Consider the following 17,823-nt stretch of genomic DNA (forward strand, 5'->3'; position numbering starts at 1 on the left):
AAGAACAACCTCGTGATGTCCATAAGGTCCGGCGGTCACCAGATCGCTGGTCATGCGGTTGTCGATGGTGCCTTGCTGCTTGATCTTTCCGGGATGACATCGGTCGGTGTCGATCCCCTTGCCAAGACTGCGCGCGTCGAACCCGGTGCCCTGCTGAGCGACGTCGACAAGGAGAGTCAGGCCTATGGCCTGATCCTTCCGGTGGGGATCAACTCGACAACGGGAATTGCCGGTTTGACCTTGGGCGGCGGCTTTGGGTGGACGACGCGCAAGTTCGGCATGACCATCGACAACCTGTTGTCGGCCGAAGTTGTCACGGCAGATGGCGACATCATCACCTGTAGCAACAGCCATAACGCGGATCTCTTTTGGGCGTTGCGGGGGGGCGGCGGCAATTTCGGCGTCGTGACCGCCTTTCATTTCAGACTGCACGCGCTCGGACCCGAAGTGATGTCGGGGTTGATCGTACACCCGATCGAAGACGCGGTCTCGCTCCTGAATGAACTGCCCTCGATCACGGATACCGCAGATGATGGGCTGACCATATGGACGGTGATGCGCAAGGCGCCCCCGCTGCCCTTCCTCCCCGAAGAGTGGCATGGCAAGGAGGTTCTGATTTTCGCCGCCTGTTATGCGGGCGATATGGCCGAAGGAGAAAAGGCGATGGCGGGCCTGCGTTCTCTGGGCAATCCGATCGTCGATGTCATCGGTCCGCATCCCTTTGTCGGCTGGCAGGCCGCCTTTGATCCATTGTTGACCCCGGGCGAGCGGAACTATTGGAAAAGCCACGATTTCGCGGGTCTGTCACCCGAGGCGATCGAGGTACTGGTCGCTGCCATTGGCGATCTGCCGGACCCGCAATCCGAAGTGTTCATCGCGCATGTCGGCGGAGCGATGGCACGTGTTGCACCAAGTGAGACGGCCTATCCGGAACGCTCGGCGCATTTCATCATGAACGTGCATACCCGTTGGAGTACGGCGGACAAGGACGATTTCTGCATCGGCTGGGCGCGCAAGCTGTTCGAAGACATGCGACCTTATTCGACGGGCAGCGCCTATGTGAACTTCATGCCAGAGGACGAGGTCGACCGTGTCGACAACGTCTATGGCGCCAACATGAAACGCTTGTCCGAGGTCAAGGCGAAATACGACCCCGATAATTTCTTTCGCTGCAATCACAATATTCGTCCTTCGGAAAACGTTGCTGCAGCGGAATAGCCTGACCTCTTTCAGGCTCGCAAACTCCGGAAACCGATGGTTCCGGCCTTTCGGGATTTGGCGTCGACCCATGGGTCGGCGCCGCTACGGTTCACCCCGGATGCCGAAGACGGGGCGATCTGCCGGGGCCTCTCTCCGGCGGGCCGAACTCTTTGTCCGGGCGTCGTGTCGGGTGCAGTTGCGCAGGAAACCTGTCGTCTTGATCAGGGATCATTAAAGCAGCATGGTATCTGGCATGGATCTTGAGATCGACAAATGGCTGACCGGTCTGGGCTTGAGCCAGTATATTGATACGTTTCGCGAGAACGATGTCGACAGTAGGATCGTGCCGCTTCTGACCAACGATGATCTGAAGGAGCTGGGCGTCAGCCTGGGGCACCGAAAGCTGATCCTAGCCGCGATCCAGGGATTGTCGAGCGCTTCCGCGACACCCAAAACCCCTTCCGCGGAGGCGGGAGGTGATACAGGCGCAAGCGACACCGGGGTCTCAGACAGCGGCGCCGGCGCCACCGACAAGCCGACCAGCGTGGCGGCCGCCGAGCGTAGGCACCTGACGGTACTCTTTACGGATCTGGTCGGCTCGACCGAGCTGACCAATCGCCTCGACCCCGAAGACATGCGGACCCTGCTTCAACGATACCAGGACGCGGTCGCGGGAGCAGCCAGTCGATATGGCGGATATGTTGCCAAGTATCTGGGCGACGGGTTGCTGATCTTCTTCGGATGGCCGCGTGCCTACGAAGACCATACTGTACGCGCGATCAAGGCCGGTCTGGATGCGGTTCAGCGGGTGAGCGAACAGCACACCCCGGACGGGCAGCTCTTGTCCATTCGTATTGGCGTTGCCAGCGGCGAAGTCGTGGTCGGCGATACCATAGGCGAGAACACCTATGAGGAAGGCGCGATGACAGGGCCGACCCTGAACCTTGCCGCGCGCATACAGGAACACGCCCCGCCCAATACCATCGTCTTGCCCGAAGAGGGCACGGAGGCGTCGCTTCATCATATTTTCGAGTTCGAGCGGCTTGGAGAAAAGCATCTGAAAGGTTTTTCTTCACCGCGTGCCCTCTTGCAGGTCAAGGCCGAGCGCAATGCAGAGAGCCGGTTTCGCGCAGCCCATGGCGAAGATCTGTCCAGCATTCTCGTGGGGCGCACGCTTGAAACCGGGATACTCAAACAAGCATGGCAGCACGCAAAGGGTGGCAAGGGCGAAGTCGTCCTGCTCTCGGGCGAAGCCGGGATCGGCAAGTCGCGGATCACCGAAGATTTCCTGTCGGACAGCGCTATTCGCGAACAGGCCGATATCATCCGGCTGAACTGTTCTCCTTACCTGACCGGCAGTCCGTTCCATCCAGTTACCGAACGCATTTCACGGGACGCGGGTATCGCCCCCGACTTCGACGATGACCGGATACTGGAACATGTAAGTGCGATGCTGGAGGCAAGACCTGGACTGGACTGGCAAAAGGTGCTGCCGGTGTTCGCGGCGTTGGTGGCACCACGCAGCAAGGTGGCGCGGGATGTGCTGGCGATGTCGCCGCAAGAGCAACGGGACCTCACCATTCAAACGCTGATCAACACGGTGAAGGTCCGGTCCAATGTGCGACCGGTCATCCTGTTTGTCGAGGATGCACATTGGATCGATGCCTCGACCAACGCGCTTCTTGATCGTTTCAAGGAGATTTGCTTTGACCTGCCCCTGATGATCCTGATCACGCATCGGCCGGAATGGTCCCTTGATCGGACCGAGGGCGACGCGCATGTCCAGACGCTCCAGTTGCGCCGGTTCGAAGCGGATCAGGTCGCGGAACTGGTTCGGAACGTCTCGGGGCGGGAACCCGACCGGGAACTGATCGAAATGATCATCGAAAAGACCGATGGCGTACCGCTTTTTGTCGAGGAACTGACCCGCGCGATCGGGGCCTCTGGCAGCACAGGCAAGCTGTCTGTCCCGTCGTCGCTGAAGGGGGCGCTGATGGCGCGGCTGGATGCGGTTTCACAGGACGCAAAACAGGTCGCCTTAGCCGGGTCGGTGATCGGTCGCGAATTCGAACCTGCGCTGCTGATCGCATCGATGGACGACGCGCAGATCGACATACCTGCCTGTCTTCAGGAATTGCGCAGATCCGGGTTGATCTTCGAGAGCGGCCACAGTCGCGGGAATTACGTGTTCCGACATGCCCTGATCCGCGATACCGCCTATCAGTCGATGCTTGCCGCGACCCGCCGGCAACAGCATGCGCGGGTGGCCAAGGCATTGTCGCGATTGCGATATGCAGAGATCGAGCGCCAGCCGGAATTGGTCGCCCGCCATTTCACCGAAGCGGAAGACTGGTCGTCTGCCTTTGAACGGTGGCTATCCGCGACCGAACTGGCATTGGCCCGTTCAGCAAGTCGCGAGGCGATGTCGAACGCCAAAGAAACCCTGAAAGCGGCGCGGCACCTCGGCGGTGACGATACCGAAGAAGTCATCCGGGCAAAGATCCTGATCGGGCGCAGCTATGACAGCGCCGGTCACCTGCCCGATTGCATCGCGATTCTCGAAGAGGCCTGGAACACGTCGCGGGCGATCCGGCATCCCGAGCTTGCCGCCGACGCCGCAAACCATTTTGCCGATACGGCGATGATGGCCAGCGACAAGCATGACAAGGCGATCCTTTTCTGCAATCAGGCGCTTAAGGACCTGCCGGAACAGGACGAAAGACGCCGTGTCGGGCTCATGAGCCAACTTGCCCGTGCCTATATGTTCACCGGAGATTTCGAGAAAAGCGGCTCATTCGGACGCGAAGCCATGGAACTTGCCGCCCAACTTGGTGACCACAAGGCTCAGTTTTCGGTGATGATGACGCGCTACGGTTCACCTTTTGTCACTCGCAGCAAGATCGAAAAGAATCATTGGCGCGACAACCTCAATGCCATGCGCCGCGTCGCTGAAAAGCTGGGGAACATTGATCAAGGGCGCGACCGAACACTGAGTTTGTTTGTCGGCGCCGAGATGGTGGACCGACAGTTGCTGGATCATTCTCTGGAATTGTTGACCGCGATATCGGAGAAGGAAAATCACCTCCAACTCTATTGGGTGCAGGTGCATGCCCGCGCGATGGTCGCGATCCTGGATGGTGATTTCGGGTTGGCGGAGCGATATGCGAACGAGGCGGTGAAGATCGGTCGCCATACCCACGGCGAGCATGTCGAAGGCGTCTTTGGCGTGCAGATGTTCACCATTCGCCGCGAACAAAGCAGGCTTCACGAAGTGGCGCCAGTCATGAAGCGCCTGATGTCGGAAAGACCGGAAGACACGACATGGCAACCCGGCTTTGGGGTCATCGCTGCTGAACTGGGCTTCAAGGATGCGGCAGAGCGCATTCTGAATGACCTCGCCCAAACCGGGTTCGAACTGCCGCACGATGCGATGTATTCGACAACTCTTGCGTATCTTGCGGATATTTGCGTGGCCGTCGGGCAGGAGGAGCATGCCCAGACCGTCTATGACAAGCTTTTGCCCTATGAGCACCTGACGATAACGGCGGGTGCGGCGACAGTTTGCGCCGGGGCCGCCGCGCGACGGCTGGGCAATCTTGCCGCGTTGATGGGCGACTGGAATGCTTCCGACCACATGTTCGAAACCGCCATAGATATCGATACCCGGATGAAGGCCCCCCCGTGGATTGCGCACAGCAAGGCCGCCTATTCGGCGGCACTGCGGCGTCGCGGACGAAAAGAGGACATGAAGCGGGCCTTGCAACTAGAGGCGGAAGCGTTGGCAACAGCACAAAAAATGGGTATGGTTTCCCTAAGGGGCAAGCTTGAAACCTCGGCGATCTAAGACCGAAATGCCCGTTTTGGGAGGATTTGATGCCAAGATTTATTATTGAGAGGAACTTTGCCGAAAAGCTGGAGGTCGACGACGAAGCAAAGAAGCACATCAAGTCGATCAACGACGAGGAAGGCGTCGAGTGGATCTTTTCGTTTCTGAGCGCAGATAAGCGGAAAACTTATTGTCTTTACGAGGCTCCGGACGAGGAGAGCCTACGCAAAGCGGCGGAAAGGTTGAGCATTCCAGCAGATGTTATCACACCGGTCGACAGGCTCGATCCAGGCATCTTCGCCTGATCTTTGTCGCAATGTCCGCGACAACATGTCGGGGCCGGGGCAATTTGCGGTCCGGCGCCGGGCATTGCGCGCCAACAGACCCGGCATGAACCGTGTCGCCTGATTGTCCCCTCCATCCGGTCAGTGGCCTTTCAGCGCGATGACCCCGGCTTAGCCTGATCCGGGCTTTGTCTGAATCCATATCGTCTTTGTCTGAAGGTATTGTTCAAGTGCCTCGGTGCCGTTGTCCCGCGCCATCGACCCTGACTGCTTATATCCGCCGAACGGCGTCTTGATGTCTCCTTCGGAGAAACCATTGACCGATACCGTACCGCATGGAAGCGACCGGGCGAAATTTATCGCGCGGTCGATGTCCTTGGTAAAAACGGTGGCATGCAATCCGTAGTCGGTATCCCGTGCAATCGCCAACGCCTCTTCCGGCGTTGCGACAGGCATGATGCCCAGAACCGGACCGAAGATCTCGTCGCGTGCGATCTTCATGCCGGGTGACACGTTCCGGAACACCGTCGGTTCGATGAAATAGCCGGGCAGCTCACTGTTGCCGCCCATGATTTTGTCCGCGCCCTCGTCCACACCGCTCTGGATATAGGACAGTACCGTTTCCTTGTGATCCTTCGTGATCATCGAGCCGATATCCGTCGCAGGGTCCAGCGGATCCCCAAGGGTGAAGGACCGAACGCGCTCCACCATGCGGGTCGTGAACTCTTCTACCAGCGGGGCCGCGATCAACTGGCGCATGTTTGCCGAACAGTTCTGGCCGCCGTTCCAGAAGGCCGACATTGCCGCGTGTTCGATCAACTCGTCGTCGATTGCTGCATCTGCGAGCACGATGAAGGGGCTTTTGCCGCCCATCTCGAGCCCCACGCCCTTGAGGTTGCTGTCGCCGGAATACCGCATGAACATGCGTCCCACCTCGGTCGAGCCGGTAAAGGAAACCGTGTCGATGTCGTTGTGCAGGCCGATTGCTGCCCCTGCGGTTTCGCCAAAACCCGGCACGATGTTGATGACGCCTTCCGGCACCCCCGCCTGCTGCATCAGTTCCGCAAGGCGGATTGCCGTCAGTGGCGTTTGTTCGGCGGGCTTGATCACGGCCGAGCAGCCGACCGCCAGCGCGGGCGCGATCTTCCAGGCTGCCATCACAAGCGGGAAGTTCCACGGCAGCACCGCCCCCGCGACACCAGCGGGTTCACGAGTGATCAGAGCCATGGCTCCCGGTCCGGTCGGAGCAATCTTGCCAAATGTCTTGTCGGCCAGTTCGGCGTACCACTGGAAGAACTTCGGCACCTCGCCACCGATTTCCTCCATACAGTCGTTGATGGTCTTGCCCGTATCAAGGCTTTCCAGAACCGCCAGTTCGTGGACGTGTTCGCGAACCAGTTGCGCGACCTTCAGCAGAACCTGTTTGCGTTCTTCGGGCTCCGCGCGCGACCATGTGCCCGCGTCGAAAACACGCCGCGCCGCCACCACCGCGCGGTCGACATCGGCGGCCTTGCAATGCGCCACCTCCGCCAGAACCTGACCGGTCGCCGGATTGGTGGTTTCGAATTTTCCACCATCTGCCGCGTCACAGAAGGTGCCATCGATGAAGGCCCGCCCGTTTGGTGTCAGTTTGCTGGCGATTGCCTGAAATTCGGCATGCGAAAGCGTCATCTGGGTCTCCTTCGGATTAGGTACGCAGGCTGCGCGCAAAAGTGCGAATGTCGTTCAGCAGCATCTCGGGCTCTTCCATTGCGGCGAAATGGCCGCCGCGCGGCATCTCGGTCCATTGGGTGATGTTGTAGATGCGCTCGGCATAGGACCGGGGCGGCCAGCGCAACATCTCGGCCGGAAAAACGGCGCAGGCGGTCGGCACCTCGACCCGCTTGCCCTCGGGCGACAGGATCCGCCCGCCTTCCTCGCGCCGTCCGTAATAGATCCACGAGGCGGTGTTGAACGACCGTGTCACGATATAGATCATGATGTTGGTGAGCAGTTCGTCCTTGCTGTGGGCGTCCTCGATGCGGCCCACGGGCACGTCGGACCAGTCGTGAAATTTCTCGATCAACCAGGCCGCGATGCCCACTGGGCTGTCCATCATCGCATAGCTGAGCGTCTGGGGGCGCGTTGCCTGTTGCGTACGGTAGCCGTTCTGCATGATCTGATCGGCATCGAATTGTCGGGCCCAGGCGATTTCCTCGGGTGTCCGGGGGCCATCGGGGTGGCGCATGGTCAGAACATTGATGTGGATCGCCCGGCAGGCGGGGGCATGTTCATATCCAAGCCAGGAACAGATTGCGCCGCCCCAGTCTCCTCCCTGAGCAAGATAGCTGTCAAAGCCAAGCCTTTCGGTCATCAGTCGGTTGAGAACGCCGGCCATCCTGCGTGGACCGAAGGGGCGCGGCGGGCGGCCGGAAAAGCCGAAGCCCGGCAGCGACGGGGCAACCACGGTAAACGCGTCGTCCACACTGCCACCAAAGCGTTCCGGATGCGCCAGCGGTTCGATCAGGTTCAGGAACTCGGCGACCGAGCCAGGCCAGCCATGGCTGATCATCAGGGGCATCGGGTTTTGGCCGCTTCCGACCTCATGAATGAAATGCAGGTCGATCCCGTCGACCTTGGTCTTGAACTGCGGAAAGGCGTTCAGCCGGGCCTCCTGCGCGCGCCAGTCGAACTCCTCGATCCAATAGTCGCAAAGCTCTTTCATGTAGTCGAGGTTGGTGCCGTAATCCCAACCGCCGTCATCGGGCATTTCGTGCCAAGGGTATTGCGCGACGCGAGATCGTATCTGCGCAAGCACCTCATCAGGAACATGGCATTCAAAGCTGCAAACCGACTTCTCAGTGTCCGAACGATCTTTCAAAACGGGGTCCCCGATCTTCCTGGCCATGAGCCAATCCCTCGCCAGTTAACTGACTTGGTCGCGCTACGGCGAGAGACAGGTGACGAAATTCGAAGGGACAGATCGCGGTCGGCCTACAACAGCTCTTTCACTTCGGTCGCGATGATCTCGACACCGGCGTCCAGTTTCGACACCGGAACATAGGCAAAGCCGAGCCGGAAACTGCGGCGGTCATTCATGCTGAGATAGTAGTCCTGTCCGCGGTCGACCAGCACGCCCCTGGAGCGTAATCGCAGGGCAAGCTCGGAGGCGTCGAACCCTTGTGGCCCCGTCAACCAGAACGAGGTTCCACCCTTGGAATCGGTGCGGCGCAACATGTCCAGATGCCGGGTGATCGCCCGGTTCATGGCGTGCCAGCGCTTGTTATAGCGCCGCTCGATATTGCGCAGATGGGAATCGTAATGGCCAAGCTGAAAGAACAGCGCGACGATCTCCTGCACGATGGTCGGCGGATGGCGCATCATAACGCCGCGCGCGATGCGGGCTTCACGGATGATGTCCCGATGAGCCACGATGAAGCCAAGACGAATGCCCGGCGAAACGGTCTTGGACAGACTACCCACATAGATCACGCGCCCGGTCCGATCCATGGCCCGCATGGACGGTGAGGACGCGGCGACATAGTTCATTTCCGCCTCGTAATCGTCCTCGATGATCAGAAAGTCCTTGGCTACCGCTGCTTCCAATAGCGCCTCGCGTCGTTTCTGGCTCATTGTGACCATGGTGGGAAACTGGTGGCTTGGCGTGGTAAAGACCAACTGGCAGCCTGCGGGGATGGCATCTGGGACGATGCCGTCATCATCGACCTCCACACCGATCAATTCGCTTCCCGCTAGCCGAAAGGCATTGCGGGCACCGAAGAACCCGGGGTCTTCCAGGGCTATCGGCTTGCCGGACCGGGCAAAGATGGTGCCCAGGATGTAGAGCGCGTTTTGCGACCCCAAGGTGATCAGGATCTCGTCGTCATCCGCATAGATGCCGCGTGTGTTCAGCAACCGCTGGCGCAACTGCTGGATCAGCCTTGGGCTGTCGCTTTCGACGGAATCGCTGGCCCAGATCGGCATCTGCTTGCGGCCAAGCGCCTGACGCGTGCATTCCCGCCAGCCATCGACCGGGAACAGGTCCGGGTCGATCTGGTTGTAGATGAAGGGGTAGGGATATTTGTGCCAGTCCAGCGGATTGACCACGGGCATCAGGTTGCCGGGTTGGAACGTCACCGGACAAGACACCGGCTGACAGTCGTTCTGGTATTCCCTGGACTGAGCCTTTTGCAGGGCCGCCGTCTGTGGAGCCACGAAATACCCGGAGCGGTCGCGCGACACCAGGAGTTCGAGGTCGACCAGCCGGTTATAGGCGGCGAACACCGTGTTGCGTGAAACGCCAAGTTGTTCGGCCAGGTCCCGGCAAGAGGGCAGAGGGCGGTCATGGGCAAGGGATTCAGACGTGATCGCGGCGCTGATCATCTCGCAAATCTGGTCCCGCAGGCTCAGGGGTGATTTTTCGGGCAGCTTCAGGAATTTTGGTGTCGCTGATGCCAATCGCTGTCCTTTCGTCCTGTCTCCTTGATCGGTTCGAACCATAGAGCCTGCCGGGACAGCCTGTCAGGTTCTATCCGATCTGTCCCTTTCTTTCAGACGATCTGTCACTTTCTTTGGGTCGAACCGCCGTGAAAGATGAGCCCAACAACAAAAACTTTCGACGGGAGCGACAATGATGAGACTGAAGACCCTAGGAAAGGTATTCTGCCTGGCCAGTGCCATGGCGCTGTCGGCCGGTGGGGCCAGTGCCGAGAAGGTTCTGAAACTGGGAACCGTCGGCTTTATCGGCATGCCAATCGGTGACGCCATCGATCAAGCACTGATCCCGACACTGGCAGAGGTTTCGGGTGGCAAGCTGAAGATCGAACCGCATTACCGCAAGTCGCTTTGCAGCGAGCAGAGCTGTGGCGAGCAGGCCAATCAGGGCCTGTTGGCGCTGTGGACCAGTTCGACAGCGAATTTCGGCAACTTTGGCACCGCCCTGGCCATCTTCGACCTGCCGTATATCTTCAAGAGCATCGAGGATGCCGACCGTATCTCGTCGGAATGGCTGGCCGAACAGCAATGCCAGATTGCGGCCGACGAGGCGGGGCATGTCTGCTTGACCGTCTATTCCTCTGGCGGTTTCCGGCAGCTCGGGAATGCCCATGGCCCGGTTCATGTGCCCGGTGACATGGAAGGCATCAAATGGCGCGTCACCAAGAGTCCGATCGAATACACGCTGGTCAAGAACTGGGGGGCGGTCCCGGTGCCCTATGATTGGGCGCAGCTGTACCAGGGGCTGCAAACCGGCGTCGTCTCGGGTCAGTATGTCGCTACACCCTGGCAGCACGTCGCCAAGCTGCACGAGGTCGCGCCCTATTTCACCGAGATCGGTGGGTCATGGTCGGGCAATCAGCTCTCCATCGACAAGCGCCAGTATGACGCGCTGACTGACGAAGAGAAGGCGTGGCTGCATACCGCAGCGAAAGCCTTTGGCCAGAAGGTGCAGGAACTCGACCGTGCCTGGGTCGAGGCGGGCGAGACCGAAATCAAGAAAACCGCCAAGGAATGGTATGTCCCGACGGAAGAGGAACTGACCCAGTGGCGCGCCGGGGCCATCGACGCCTGGCTGAACGCCAAGGGTACATATGATCCCGCCACCGCCCGCCGCGTTCTGGAAGAGCAGGGCATGACCGGCTTTATCGCGCAACTCGAGGAAGCCGGCGCACTCTAGGCGAACCGGCAGGACAAACAGGCAAAGATGGCGCGGAGACCCTTCGCGCCATCAATGTCTAGGGGTGGGTAGGAAAACCGGATGCAAAGCGTATTGCTTCTGATCATTTTGGTTGTGCTGATCATGCTGGGGGCGCCGGTCGGCTTTACCATGATCCTGATCCCCGTGGTCTATATCCTGATCACCGATGCCGCGCCGATGATCCTGATCCCCAGCCAGATGTTCAGCGCCATCGACTCGGTTCCCCTGACAGCGATCCCCTTCTTCATGCTGACGGGCGAGTTGATGACCTCGGCCACCATCACCGACCGGCTCGTGGATTTGAGCCAGCGGATCATCGGGCGAATGCGCGGCAGCATGGCCCAGGCCAATGTGCTGGTCAGCATGTTCTTTGCCGGAAAGAACGGTTCGGTCGTGGCCGACACGGCGACGGTCGGTTCGCTTCTGGTGCCGGGGATGAAGAAGGCGGGATACTCGCCCGAATTCGCCGCCGCCATCACCGCCGTCAGTTCGACCATCGGCGGTATCATCCCGCCCTCGATCATGATGATCGTGCTGGCCAATGCCGGTGGTATCTCGGTGGGCGCGCTGTTCGCGGGCGGGATCGTTCCGGGGCTGATGATCGGCGGGCTGCTGATGGTGATCAACTATTTCATCGCGCGACAAAAGAACTTCGAACGCAGTGACGAGCCGTTCAGCCTGAAGGGTATCGCCATCGCCGGCTACAAATCCTCGTTTGCACTGTTGATCCCGCTGGTGCTGGTCGGTTCGGTCGTGTTCGGCATCGCCGGTGTTGTAGAAGCGGGTGCGTTGACGGCCACCATAGCGCTGTTCGTGGGGCTTTTCATCTACCGCACCATCACCTGGAGCAACTGCAAGAGCGCCTTTGTGCGTGCCTTTCGCAATTCGGCCATGGTGTTCATCATCATCGCCGCCTCTGGCCCGTTCAGCTGGCTGCTCACGTCACTGGGCGCCATCGGCCAGCTGGAACAGTGGTTGCTGGGCTATACCTATTATCCGCTGGTCTTTGCGCTGGTGCTGGTCCTGTTCATCTGCCTTCTGGGCATGGTGATGGATTCGGCCGCCAACATCATCGTCGTGGGGCCTGTTCTGGTCGATGTCATGGTCCAGGCTGGGTATCCCGATGTGCAGGCCGCGCTTGTCGTGGTGGTCGGGTTCCTGATCGGGTCCGTCACCCCGCCGGTGGGTGTTGCCTTCTTTACGGCCGGGGCCATCGCAGAGGTCCGGCTGGAAAAGGTTGCCATCGCAATGCTGCCCTATCTGGCAGCGCTGTTCGCGCTGCTGTTCGTGCTGATCGTGGTGCCGGGCTTTACCATGTATTTGCCGCGCGCCCTGGGCTTTGCGGGTTGAGAAAGGAAGAGCCGATGATCGCCGCCATCCGTTTCGTCGACAGCGCCGTCAGAAAGGTTCTGACAGCCTTTTGCGCCGTTTTGCTTTTGGCCATGGTGGCCTTTACCGTCTACTCGGTCGTCATGCGCTATGTCTTCAAGGATCCACCGATCTGGGGAGACCTGCTGACGGTTCTCAGCAATATCTGGCTGGTCTTCTTTGCGCTTGCGCTGACCGTGCGTGACAAGGATCACATCGCGCTTGACCTGATCTACGACTGGTTGCCCGGCAAGGTCGCATTTGCGATCCGGCAATTCTGGACCGCGATCATCTTCTGCCTTGGGCTTGTCATGATCATCTGGGGCATCGAGGCGGTACAGACAATGGGCGGAAAATATTGGGAAATGTGGTACTTCGCCTGGCAGGATGGCGGCATCGTCTTCAAACCCAATTACATGCCCAAGAAATATGCCGTCGCAATCGTGCCGATCTCGGGCGTTCTCGTCTGTGCGGCGGCAATCGCGTCGATCATCGAGGACAGCTTGCGTCTGCGACGCGGAACCTGAGCGCAGTTCAAGAAGCTGGACCTGGCCGACCAGCACCGCGCACCGCCTGTGACGGTCAGGCGCAACACCTGAATGCGGGGATGCTGTCAAAGTCAGGAGCCGCTGACGCAACGCAGTCGCGTTTTCTCTGATGATGCCGGGTCTGACGACGTTACCAGTTGCGGTCCGGACCCGTTGGGCCGCCGCCGGCTTTCTGACCTGTTCAGGGTGCCATCTCTTCTCGTTTCAGCATCAACTCTCGATATCCGAGGCGCGGGGTTGCCGCCTTTCGGCGGGCAATCCCGGATAATTTGAGACTGTGGGGTACGGCGCGTGATCTCCCGGTATGGTCTCGGCGGAGTGTCTTTCGCAGGCTTTGGCGATGCCGGCAGGGCCGGTCGACAGACAACTGGGAGGACGACATGACAACGAAGACATCCGCGGTGGCCTCCGCGATCCTCGCTGCCGGTGCCTTGTATGGGCAGGTGGTTGTGGCCGATCAGGACCCGATCAGGATCGGGTTGCTGGTCACACAGGAAGGGACCTTTGCCAAAGCTGGCTCCGATGGCATTCGCGGATTCGAACTGGCCCTGCGTCAGGCGGATTCCATGGCCGGCGGGCGGGCGATCGAATGGGTGCTTGGGCCGACCGATGGCAAGCCAGACACCGCACTGCGCGCTGCCCGAAAACTGGTCGAAAGCGATGGTGTCGATCTGATCATCGGGCCGCTTTCGGGCTCGGAGGGGATCGCGATGCGCGACTATGCCAAGACCGTGCCGGACATCACCATCATCAACGGCGTTTCCTCGGCTATGGAGACGACCTTTGTCGATCCCGCCCCGAACTTCTTCCGCTTTAACATCCAGGGCGCGCAGGCGGGGTACGGCCTGGGAAGCTACGTGGTCAATGAAAAGGGCTGGACACGGGTTGCCACCGTGGCGGCGGACTATTCCTTTGGCTATACCAACTTCCTTGGCTTCGCGGCTGATTTCTGCCGGGCTGGTGGTGAAATCGCCGAACGGTTCTGGGTACCGCTGGGCAGTTCGGATTTCGGGTCGGTCATTGCGGCCATGCCTGACGATATCGACGCGATCTATCTGGGCGTCGGTGGGACCGATGCGATCAACTTCCTGAACCAGTACGAACAGGCCGGCGCAGAAACCAACCTGATCGGATCGTCGATCATTGCCGACCAGAGCGTGCTGACCGCCAAGGGCAGTGCCAAGGAGGCGCTGATCGGCACACCGGCGGCCGGATGGCAGGCCGCTGATTCCGATCTTCCCGAGTGGCAGGCGTTCGTTGCCGCTTATCAGGGAGCCTGGCCGGAGAACGAGCGCTTCCCGTCTCCGTCGCTCTTCGCCTCGCTCTATTACAACGCGACGGTGGCCACGTTGACCGCACTCGACCAGGTCGAGGGGGATCTGGGTGGCGGCCAGCAGGCTTTCCGCGAGGCTCTGGCGGCGGTCGAGCTCGACTCTCCGCTGGGCCATATCAAGCTGGATGAGAACCGGCAGGCGATCGGCTCGGTCTATATCTCTGAGGTCGTTGAAAACGAGGACGGCACTGGCCTGACATCGCGGATGGTCTCGCGCACCGACAACGTGAACGCCACCTTTGGCCTCTCGACCGAGGAATTCATGACGAAGGTGGGACTGCCGTCCCGCGACACGCCCGATTGCGACGCGCTGCGCGGGAACTAAGCCATCGTGAAATCATACACGGGCGGCGCAGACCGCCCGTGTCGACCCTTTTGCAAGGCTTGTCCGGGATGCAGATGCCGCCGATCCGACCGAGAATACACTTTCTTGACTCAGGTCTCGATGAGGTACTTCAGGCCGAGCTGGAGTTCTTGCGTGTCTTTCGACCGTTGATCGTCACGGATGTGACAGCCAGCGACCCGCGTCTTTTCGAGGAATGCCTTGAGGGCGCAAGCGCGGCGAGCGCTGATCCCGAAAAGGCAAGGCTGGCCGTTCACCGCATCGAGACGCGGGCCAACATGGGCGATACGCGCGCCATCGCCCGCCGGTTGTTTACCGAAGGACGCGATGGAATTGTCGCATTTGGCGGACGTGACGCGATCGACAGCTGCAAATACGCCGCGCGGGACTTTGCGCGCGTGCGCCCAGAGCTGCGTCGCCGGCTCGAAGATGGTCCGTCGATTCCGCTGATCGTCGTTCCCACCACACCAGCGGACGGCGCCGGTTTGCGACCCGCGGTGCGGATCGGTGATTTCAACGGGCATTTCCAAAGCTGCCGAGACGAAGCCTTTGTCCCTTCGGCGCTGATCTGCGATTCCAGGTCCTACAGCGATCTTGACGTCACCGATGCGATCTGCGCGGAATTCGACGTGGTCGTGCATTGCATTGAAACGCTGGCCAGATCCCGGTTGAGCCCTCCGGCCAAAAGCATGGCGATCGACGGTTTGCGACGGGCCTGGCGACTTCTGAAGCGGCGGGCTGCGGGGGCTAACCCCTCCTCCTCGGGAGAGGCGGTGTTTTCGGCAGCGGTGAATGGCGCCTTGGCCGAGGATGGCGGCCTGGGCGCCATCCATGCGCTGGCGCTGGCCATCGAAGAGGATCAGAGCGCGCCACACCCGCATGGATATTTCCATGCAGCGGTTTTTAAACCGGTAATGGCCTTCAACGCGCCGGCGATGGACAGGATCATGCCGGATATCGAGGACGCGATGGAGTGTTCAGGCGGTGCAGCTGGGATCGTCGCAACGGTGTCGGAACTGGCCGCAAAGCTGGGGCTGCCGGTCGCGCTGGACGAGTTGGGTCTGGATCGTGCCGCCCGGGCACGGATCGCCAGTGCCGTTTCCGGCGATGTGGCCAACACCACCAATCCAAGGCGCGTGCGCAAGGCTGACTACAAGGCCATTCTGTGCGGGAGCGAATGAGAAGTTTTTTATCAGAACCACGTATTTCTGGTATGGTTTCGCGGTTGCCGGACTGACGAGGGGGCGTCGCCTAGCAGGGAGGAGAAGGGATGAGCAAGGCTTTGGCTGCTTTTAGGGGCGACTATGGTCGGGTGTTTCTGTTTCAGCTCGACCGGGAACTCGTCGTGCATGCCCATCGCGAGGGGCATCTTCTTTTTCACATCGACGGCGCACCTGCCGAGATGATCGTAGAGGATCGCGCCTATGACCTGAAATGCGGCAACGGGGTTGCCGTCAATCCGTGGCAGCCACATTTCTTTCGCCCCTGCATTCCGGGCGAGGAAACCATGGTCCTTGTTCTGTATATCGATCAGAAATGGTTTCTTCAGGCCAGCGGTCCCTTGTCACCATCGCTGCGTTATGGTCGTTCCGAGATCGAGGTGGACGATTTCCTGCGCACCGCAAAACACAGCATGGTTCGAGGGATGATGGACCCCAATACCGAAGCCGCCGTGCTGGAGGATATCTTCCGGCAGCTCGCTTTCGGCAGCTACGAGCAGAGCTGGCAATGGACGCCAGAGGCTGACGGGGCTCCGGGGGAACAGTCCAGGATGATCGATTTCCGAATCCGGAAATCGATCCGGCTGCTTGCCGAGGTGCCGTTCGAGGAAACCTCTCTGGACGATGTTGCCCGGACAGTCGGGCTGTCGCGTGCGCATTTCTATCGCATGTTCCGCGATCAGATCGGCGTTACACCAAATGTCTACCTGAACGCGCTGCGGATGGAGAAAGCCATCGACCGGTTGCTGCTGTCCTCTGACACCGTGGCCGAGATCGGACATGACTTGGGCTTCTCCAGCCAGGCCAGTTTTACCCGCTTTTTCACGTCCAACGGGGTCCTGCCGCCCAGCGAGTACCGTCGCGCTGTGGTCTGCGAGATCGCCTGAGGTGCTTTTTGCGACCCCGTGCGCAGTCGTGAGACTGCCGGGTATGCCCACAAGCAGGTACGTTTCCTATCCTTCCTGACAACACGCGCGGGCACATCTGAACCCGTGTATCGGGGAGGATGTCATGAGCGAGTTTGCTCGGAAACAACCGGTCTGGACGGGCCTGGCCGTTCTGGTCGTGCTTTTTGCGGTATGGGCAATCTTTGCGCCCTGGCCCGAAGGGTTCGAGGACATATTTGGCCGAAAGAAAGTATTCCTGAACGCCTTGTTCAGCGGCATCACGCTGGGCGCCTTGTACTTCCTGGTCGCATCGGGGTTCACGCTGATATTCGGATTGATGCGCAACGTCAATCTCGCGCATGGCTCGCTGTACCTGCTCGGGGGCTACGTCGGCTACGAGTTCGCGGAATGGACGGGGCTGTGGTTGTTGTCCTTCGTCGTGGTGTTTGTTGTCGTCGGCTGCGTCGGCATTGCCATGCAGTATCTGGTATTCCGCCGGCTCGAAGGGCAGGACCTGCGCCAGACGCTGGTGACCATCGGAATTTCGGTTGTTGCGGCTGATATCATGCTGTGGATCTGGGGCGGGCAATCCTATCAGGTGCTGTCGCCGGACTGGTTGAGTGGGCCGATGCAACTGCCGCTCGTCACCGGATACAACCGCGAGGGCGCGCTGGTCTATCTTAAATACCCCAAGGTTCGACTGGCGATCCTGGTGGCTGCGATTGCTATCGGCGTCGGCATCTGGCTGGCCCTGAACCGCACCCGTGTGGGCATGGTGATCCGCGCGGGCGTTGATGATCGCGACATCCTGGGCGCGATGGGCGTGCCGATCGGGCCGGTCTTTCTGGGGGTCTTCGCGTTTGGCGCCGGGCTTGCCGGGATGGCGGGGATCGTCGGTGGTACCTTTCAATCCATCGCGCCCGGGGAGGACACGCGCTTTCTCATGGCCTCGCTGGTCGTGGTGATCGTGGGCGGCATGGGGTCGGTGCAGGGGGCGGCCATCGGCGCGTTGCTGATCGGCTTGGCCGAACAATTGGGCTCGGTCTACATGCCGACCTATGCGGTGGTGCTGACCTTCCTGATCATGGCGGCTGTACTGGCTTTCCGCCCGCAGGGCCTGATGGGGCGGAGGGGCTGAGC

Annotated in this window: 13 protein-coding genes; 10 read left to right on the forward strand and 3 right to left on the reverse strand. The window is 60.2% G+C overall.

The window, feature by feature from the left end; genetic code table 11:
* The 3 genes from AC2FNA_RS19330 to AC2FNA_RS19340 form a co-directional block, all read left to right on the forward strand.
* The coding region (locus AC2FNA_RS19330) for an FAD-binding oxidoreductase (RefSeq protein ID WP_496829341.1) at positions 1-1,218 on the forward strand (1,218 nt) is incomplete at its 5' end.
* A 235-nt stretch (positions 1,219-1,453) separates the two neighbouring features.
* Positions 1,454-5,044: an adenylate/guanylate cyclase domain-containing protein gene (locus AC2FNA_RS19335; protein ID WP_496829343.1), complete on the forward strand. Its 3,591-nt coding sequence runs from the start codon at positions 1,454-1,456 to the stop codon at positions 5,042-5,044.
* A gap of 29 nt (positions 5,045-5,073) precedes the next feature.
* Positions 5,074-5,331 carry a DUF4242 domain-containing protein gene (locus AC2FNA_RS19340; protein WP_234145665.1) on the forward strand — a complete coding sequence of 86 codons (258 nt, stop codon included), beginning with the start codon at positions 5,074-5,076 and terminating at the stop codon, positions 5,329-5,331.
* A gap of 150 nt (positions 5,332-5,481) precedes the next feature.
* Here AC2FNA_RS19340 and AC2FNA_RS19345 read toward each other — a convergent pair whose 3' ends face one another.
* The 3 genes from AC2FNA_RS19345 to pdxR all read right to left on the reverse strand — a co-directional run bounded on the left by AC2FNA_RS19345 (position 5,482) and on the right by pdxR (position 9,747).
* Positions 5,482-6,981, reverse strand: coding sequence for an aldehyde dehydrogenase (locus AC2FNA_RS19345; RefSeq protein WP_496829345.1), 1,500 nt, complete (start codon positions 6,979-6,981; stop codon positions 5,482-5,484).
* A 16-nt stretch (positions 6,982-6,997) separates the two neighbouring features.
* Entirely contained in the window at positions 6,998-8,170 is a 1,173-nt protein-coding gene (locus AC2FNA_RS19350) for an epoxide hydrolase family protein (RefSeq protein WP_496829458.1), read from the reverse strand.
* Between the two features lie 113 nt (positions 8,171-8,283).
* Complete coding sequence (gene pdxR, locus AC2FNA_RS19355) at positions 8,284-9,747, reverse strand: MocR-like pyridoxine biosynthesis transcription factor PdxR (RefSeq protein WP_496829346.1); 1,464 nt, start codon at positions 9,745-9,747, stop codon at positions 8,284-8,286.
* A 175-nt stretch (positions 9,748-9,922) separates the two neighbouring features.
* Here pdxR and AC2FNA_RS19360 point away from each other — a divergent pair, with 175 nt between their 5' ends.
* The 7 genes from AC2FNA_RS19360 to AC2FNA_RS19390 all read left to right on the forward strand — a co-directional run bounded on the left by AC2FNA_RS19360 (position 9,923) and on the right by AC2FNA_RS19390 (position 17,821).
* Positions 9,923-10,963 (forward strand): TRAP transporter substrate-binding protein, encoded by a 1,041-nt coding sequence (locus AC2FNA_RS19360; RefSeq protein ID WP_234145661.1) that lies wholly within the window; start codon positions 9,923-9,925, stop codon positions 10,961-10,963.
* A gap of 81 nt (positions 10,964-11,044) precedes the next feature.
* Positions 11,045-12,334 carry a TRAP transporter large permease gene (locus AC2FNA_RS19365; RefSeq protein ID WP_496829348.1) on the forward strand — a complete coding sequence of 430 codons (1,290 nt, stop codon included), beginning with the start codon at positions 11,045-11,047 and terminating at the stop codon, positions 12,332-12,334.
* A gap of 14 nt (positions 12,335-12,348) precedes the next feature.
* On the forward strand, positions 12,349-12,879 hold the full coding sequence (locus tag AC2FNA_RS19370) for a TRAP transporter small permease (RefSeq protein WP_496829350.1): 531 nt from the start codon (positions 12,349-12,351) through the stop codon (positions 12,877-12,879).
* Positions 12,880-13,280: 401 nt separating this feature from the next.
* Positions 13,281-14,558, forward strand: coding sequence for an ABC transporter substrate-binding protein (locus AC2FNA_RS19375; RefSeq protein ID WP_234145658.1), 1,278 nt, complete (start codon positions 13,281-13,283; stop codon positions 14,556-14,558).
* Positions 14,559-14,626: 68 nt separating this feature from the next.
* Complete coding sequence (locus AC2FNA_RS19380) at positions 14,627-15,757, forward strand: iron-containing alcohol dehydrogenase (protein ID WP_496829353.1); 1,131 nt, start codon at positions 14,627-14,629, stop codon at positions 15,755-15,757.
* Between the two features lie 89 nt (positions 15,758-15,846).
* Positions 15,847-16,683, forward strand: coding sequence for a helix-turn-helix transcriptional regulator (locus AC2FNA_RS19385; protein WP_496829355.1), 837 nt, complete (start codon positions 15,847-15,849; stop codon positions 16,681-16,683).
* Positions 16,684-16,807: 124 nt separating this feature from the next.
* Positions 16,808-17,821 (forward strand): branched-chain amino acid ABC transporter permease, encoded by a 1,014-nt coding sequence (locus AC2FNA_RS19390; RefSeq protein WP_496829357.1) that lies wholly within the window; start codon positions 16,808-16,810, stop codon positions 17,819-17,821.
* Positions 17,822-17,823: the final 2 nt, after the last annotated feature.

This window comes from Ruegeria sp. YKSD163 (assembly GCF_059612905.1).

Coding starts and splice junctions, on each gene's coding strand:
- AC2FNA_RS19335 (WP_496829343.1), top strand. CDS start 1,454: ATGGATCTTGAGATCGACAAATGGCTGACCGGTCTGGGCTTGAGCCAG.
- AC2FNA_RS19340 (WP_234145665.1), top strand. CDS start 5,074: ATGCCAAGATTTATTATTGAGAGGAACTTTGCCGAAAAGCTGGAGGTC.
- AC2FNA_RS19345 (WP_496829345.1), bottom strand. CDS start 6,981: ATGACGCTTTCGCATGCCGAATTTCAGGCAATCGCCAGCAAACTGACA.
- AC2FNA_RS19360 (WP_234145661.1), top strand. CDS start 9,923: ATGAGACTGAAGACCCTAGGAAAGGTATTCTGCCTGGCCAGTGCCATG.
- AC2FNA_RS19365 (WP_496829348.1), top strand. CDS start 11,045: ATGCAAAGCGTATTGCTTCTGATCATTTTGGTTGTGCTGATCATGCTG.
- AC2FNA_RS19370 (WP_496829350.1), top strand. CDS start 12,349: ATGATCGCCGCCATCCGTTTCGTCGACAGCGCCGTCAGAAAGGTTCTG.
- AC2FNA_RS19375 (WP_234145658.1), top strand. CDS start 13,281: ATGACAACGAAGACATCCGCGGTGGCCTCCGCGATCCTCGCTGCCGGT.
- AC2FNA_RS19380 (WP_496829353.1), top strand. CDS start 14,627: ATGCAGATGCCGCCGATCCGACCGAGAATACACTTTCTTGACTCAGGT.
- AC2FNA_RS19385 (WP_496829355.1), top strand. CDS start 15,847: ATGAGCAAGGCTTTGGCTGCTTTTAGGGGCGACTATGGTCGGGTGTTT.
- AC2FNA_RS19390 (WP_496829357.1), top strand. CDS start 16,808: ATGAGCGAGTTTGCTCGGAAACAACCGGTCTGGACGGGCCTGGCCGTT.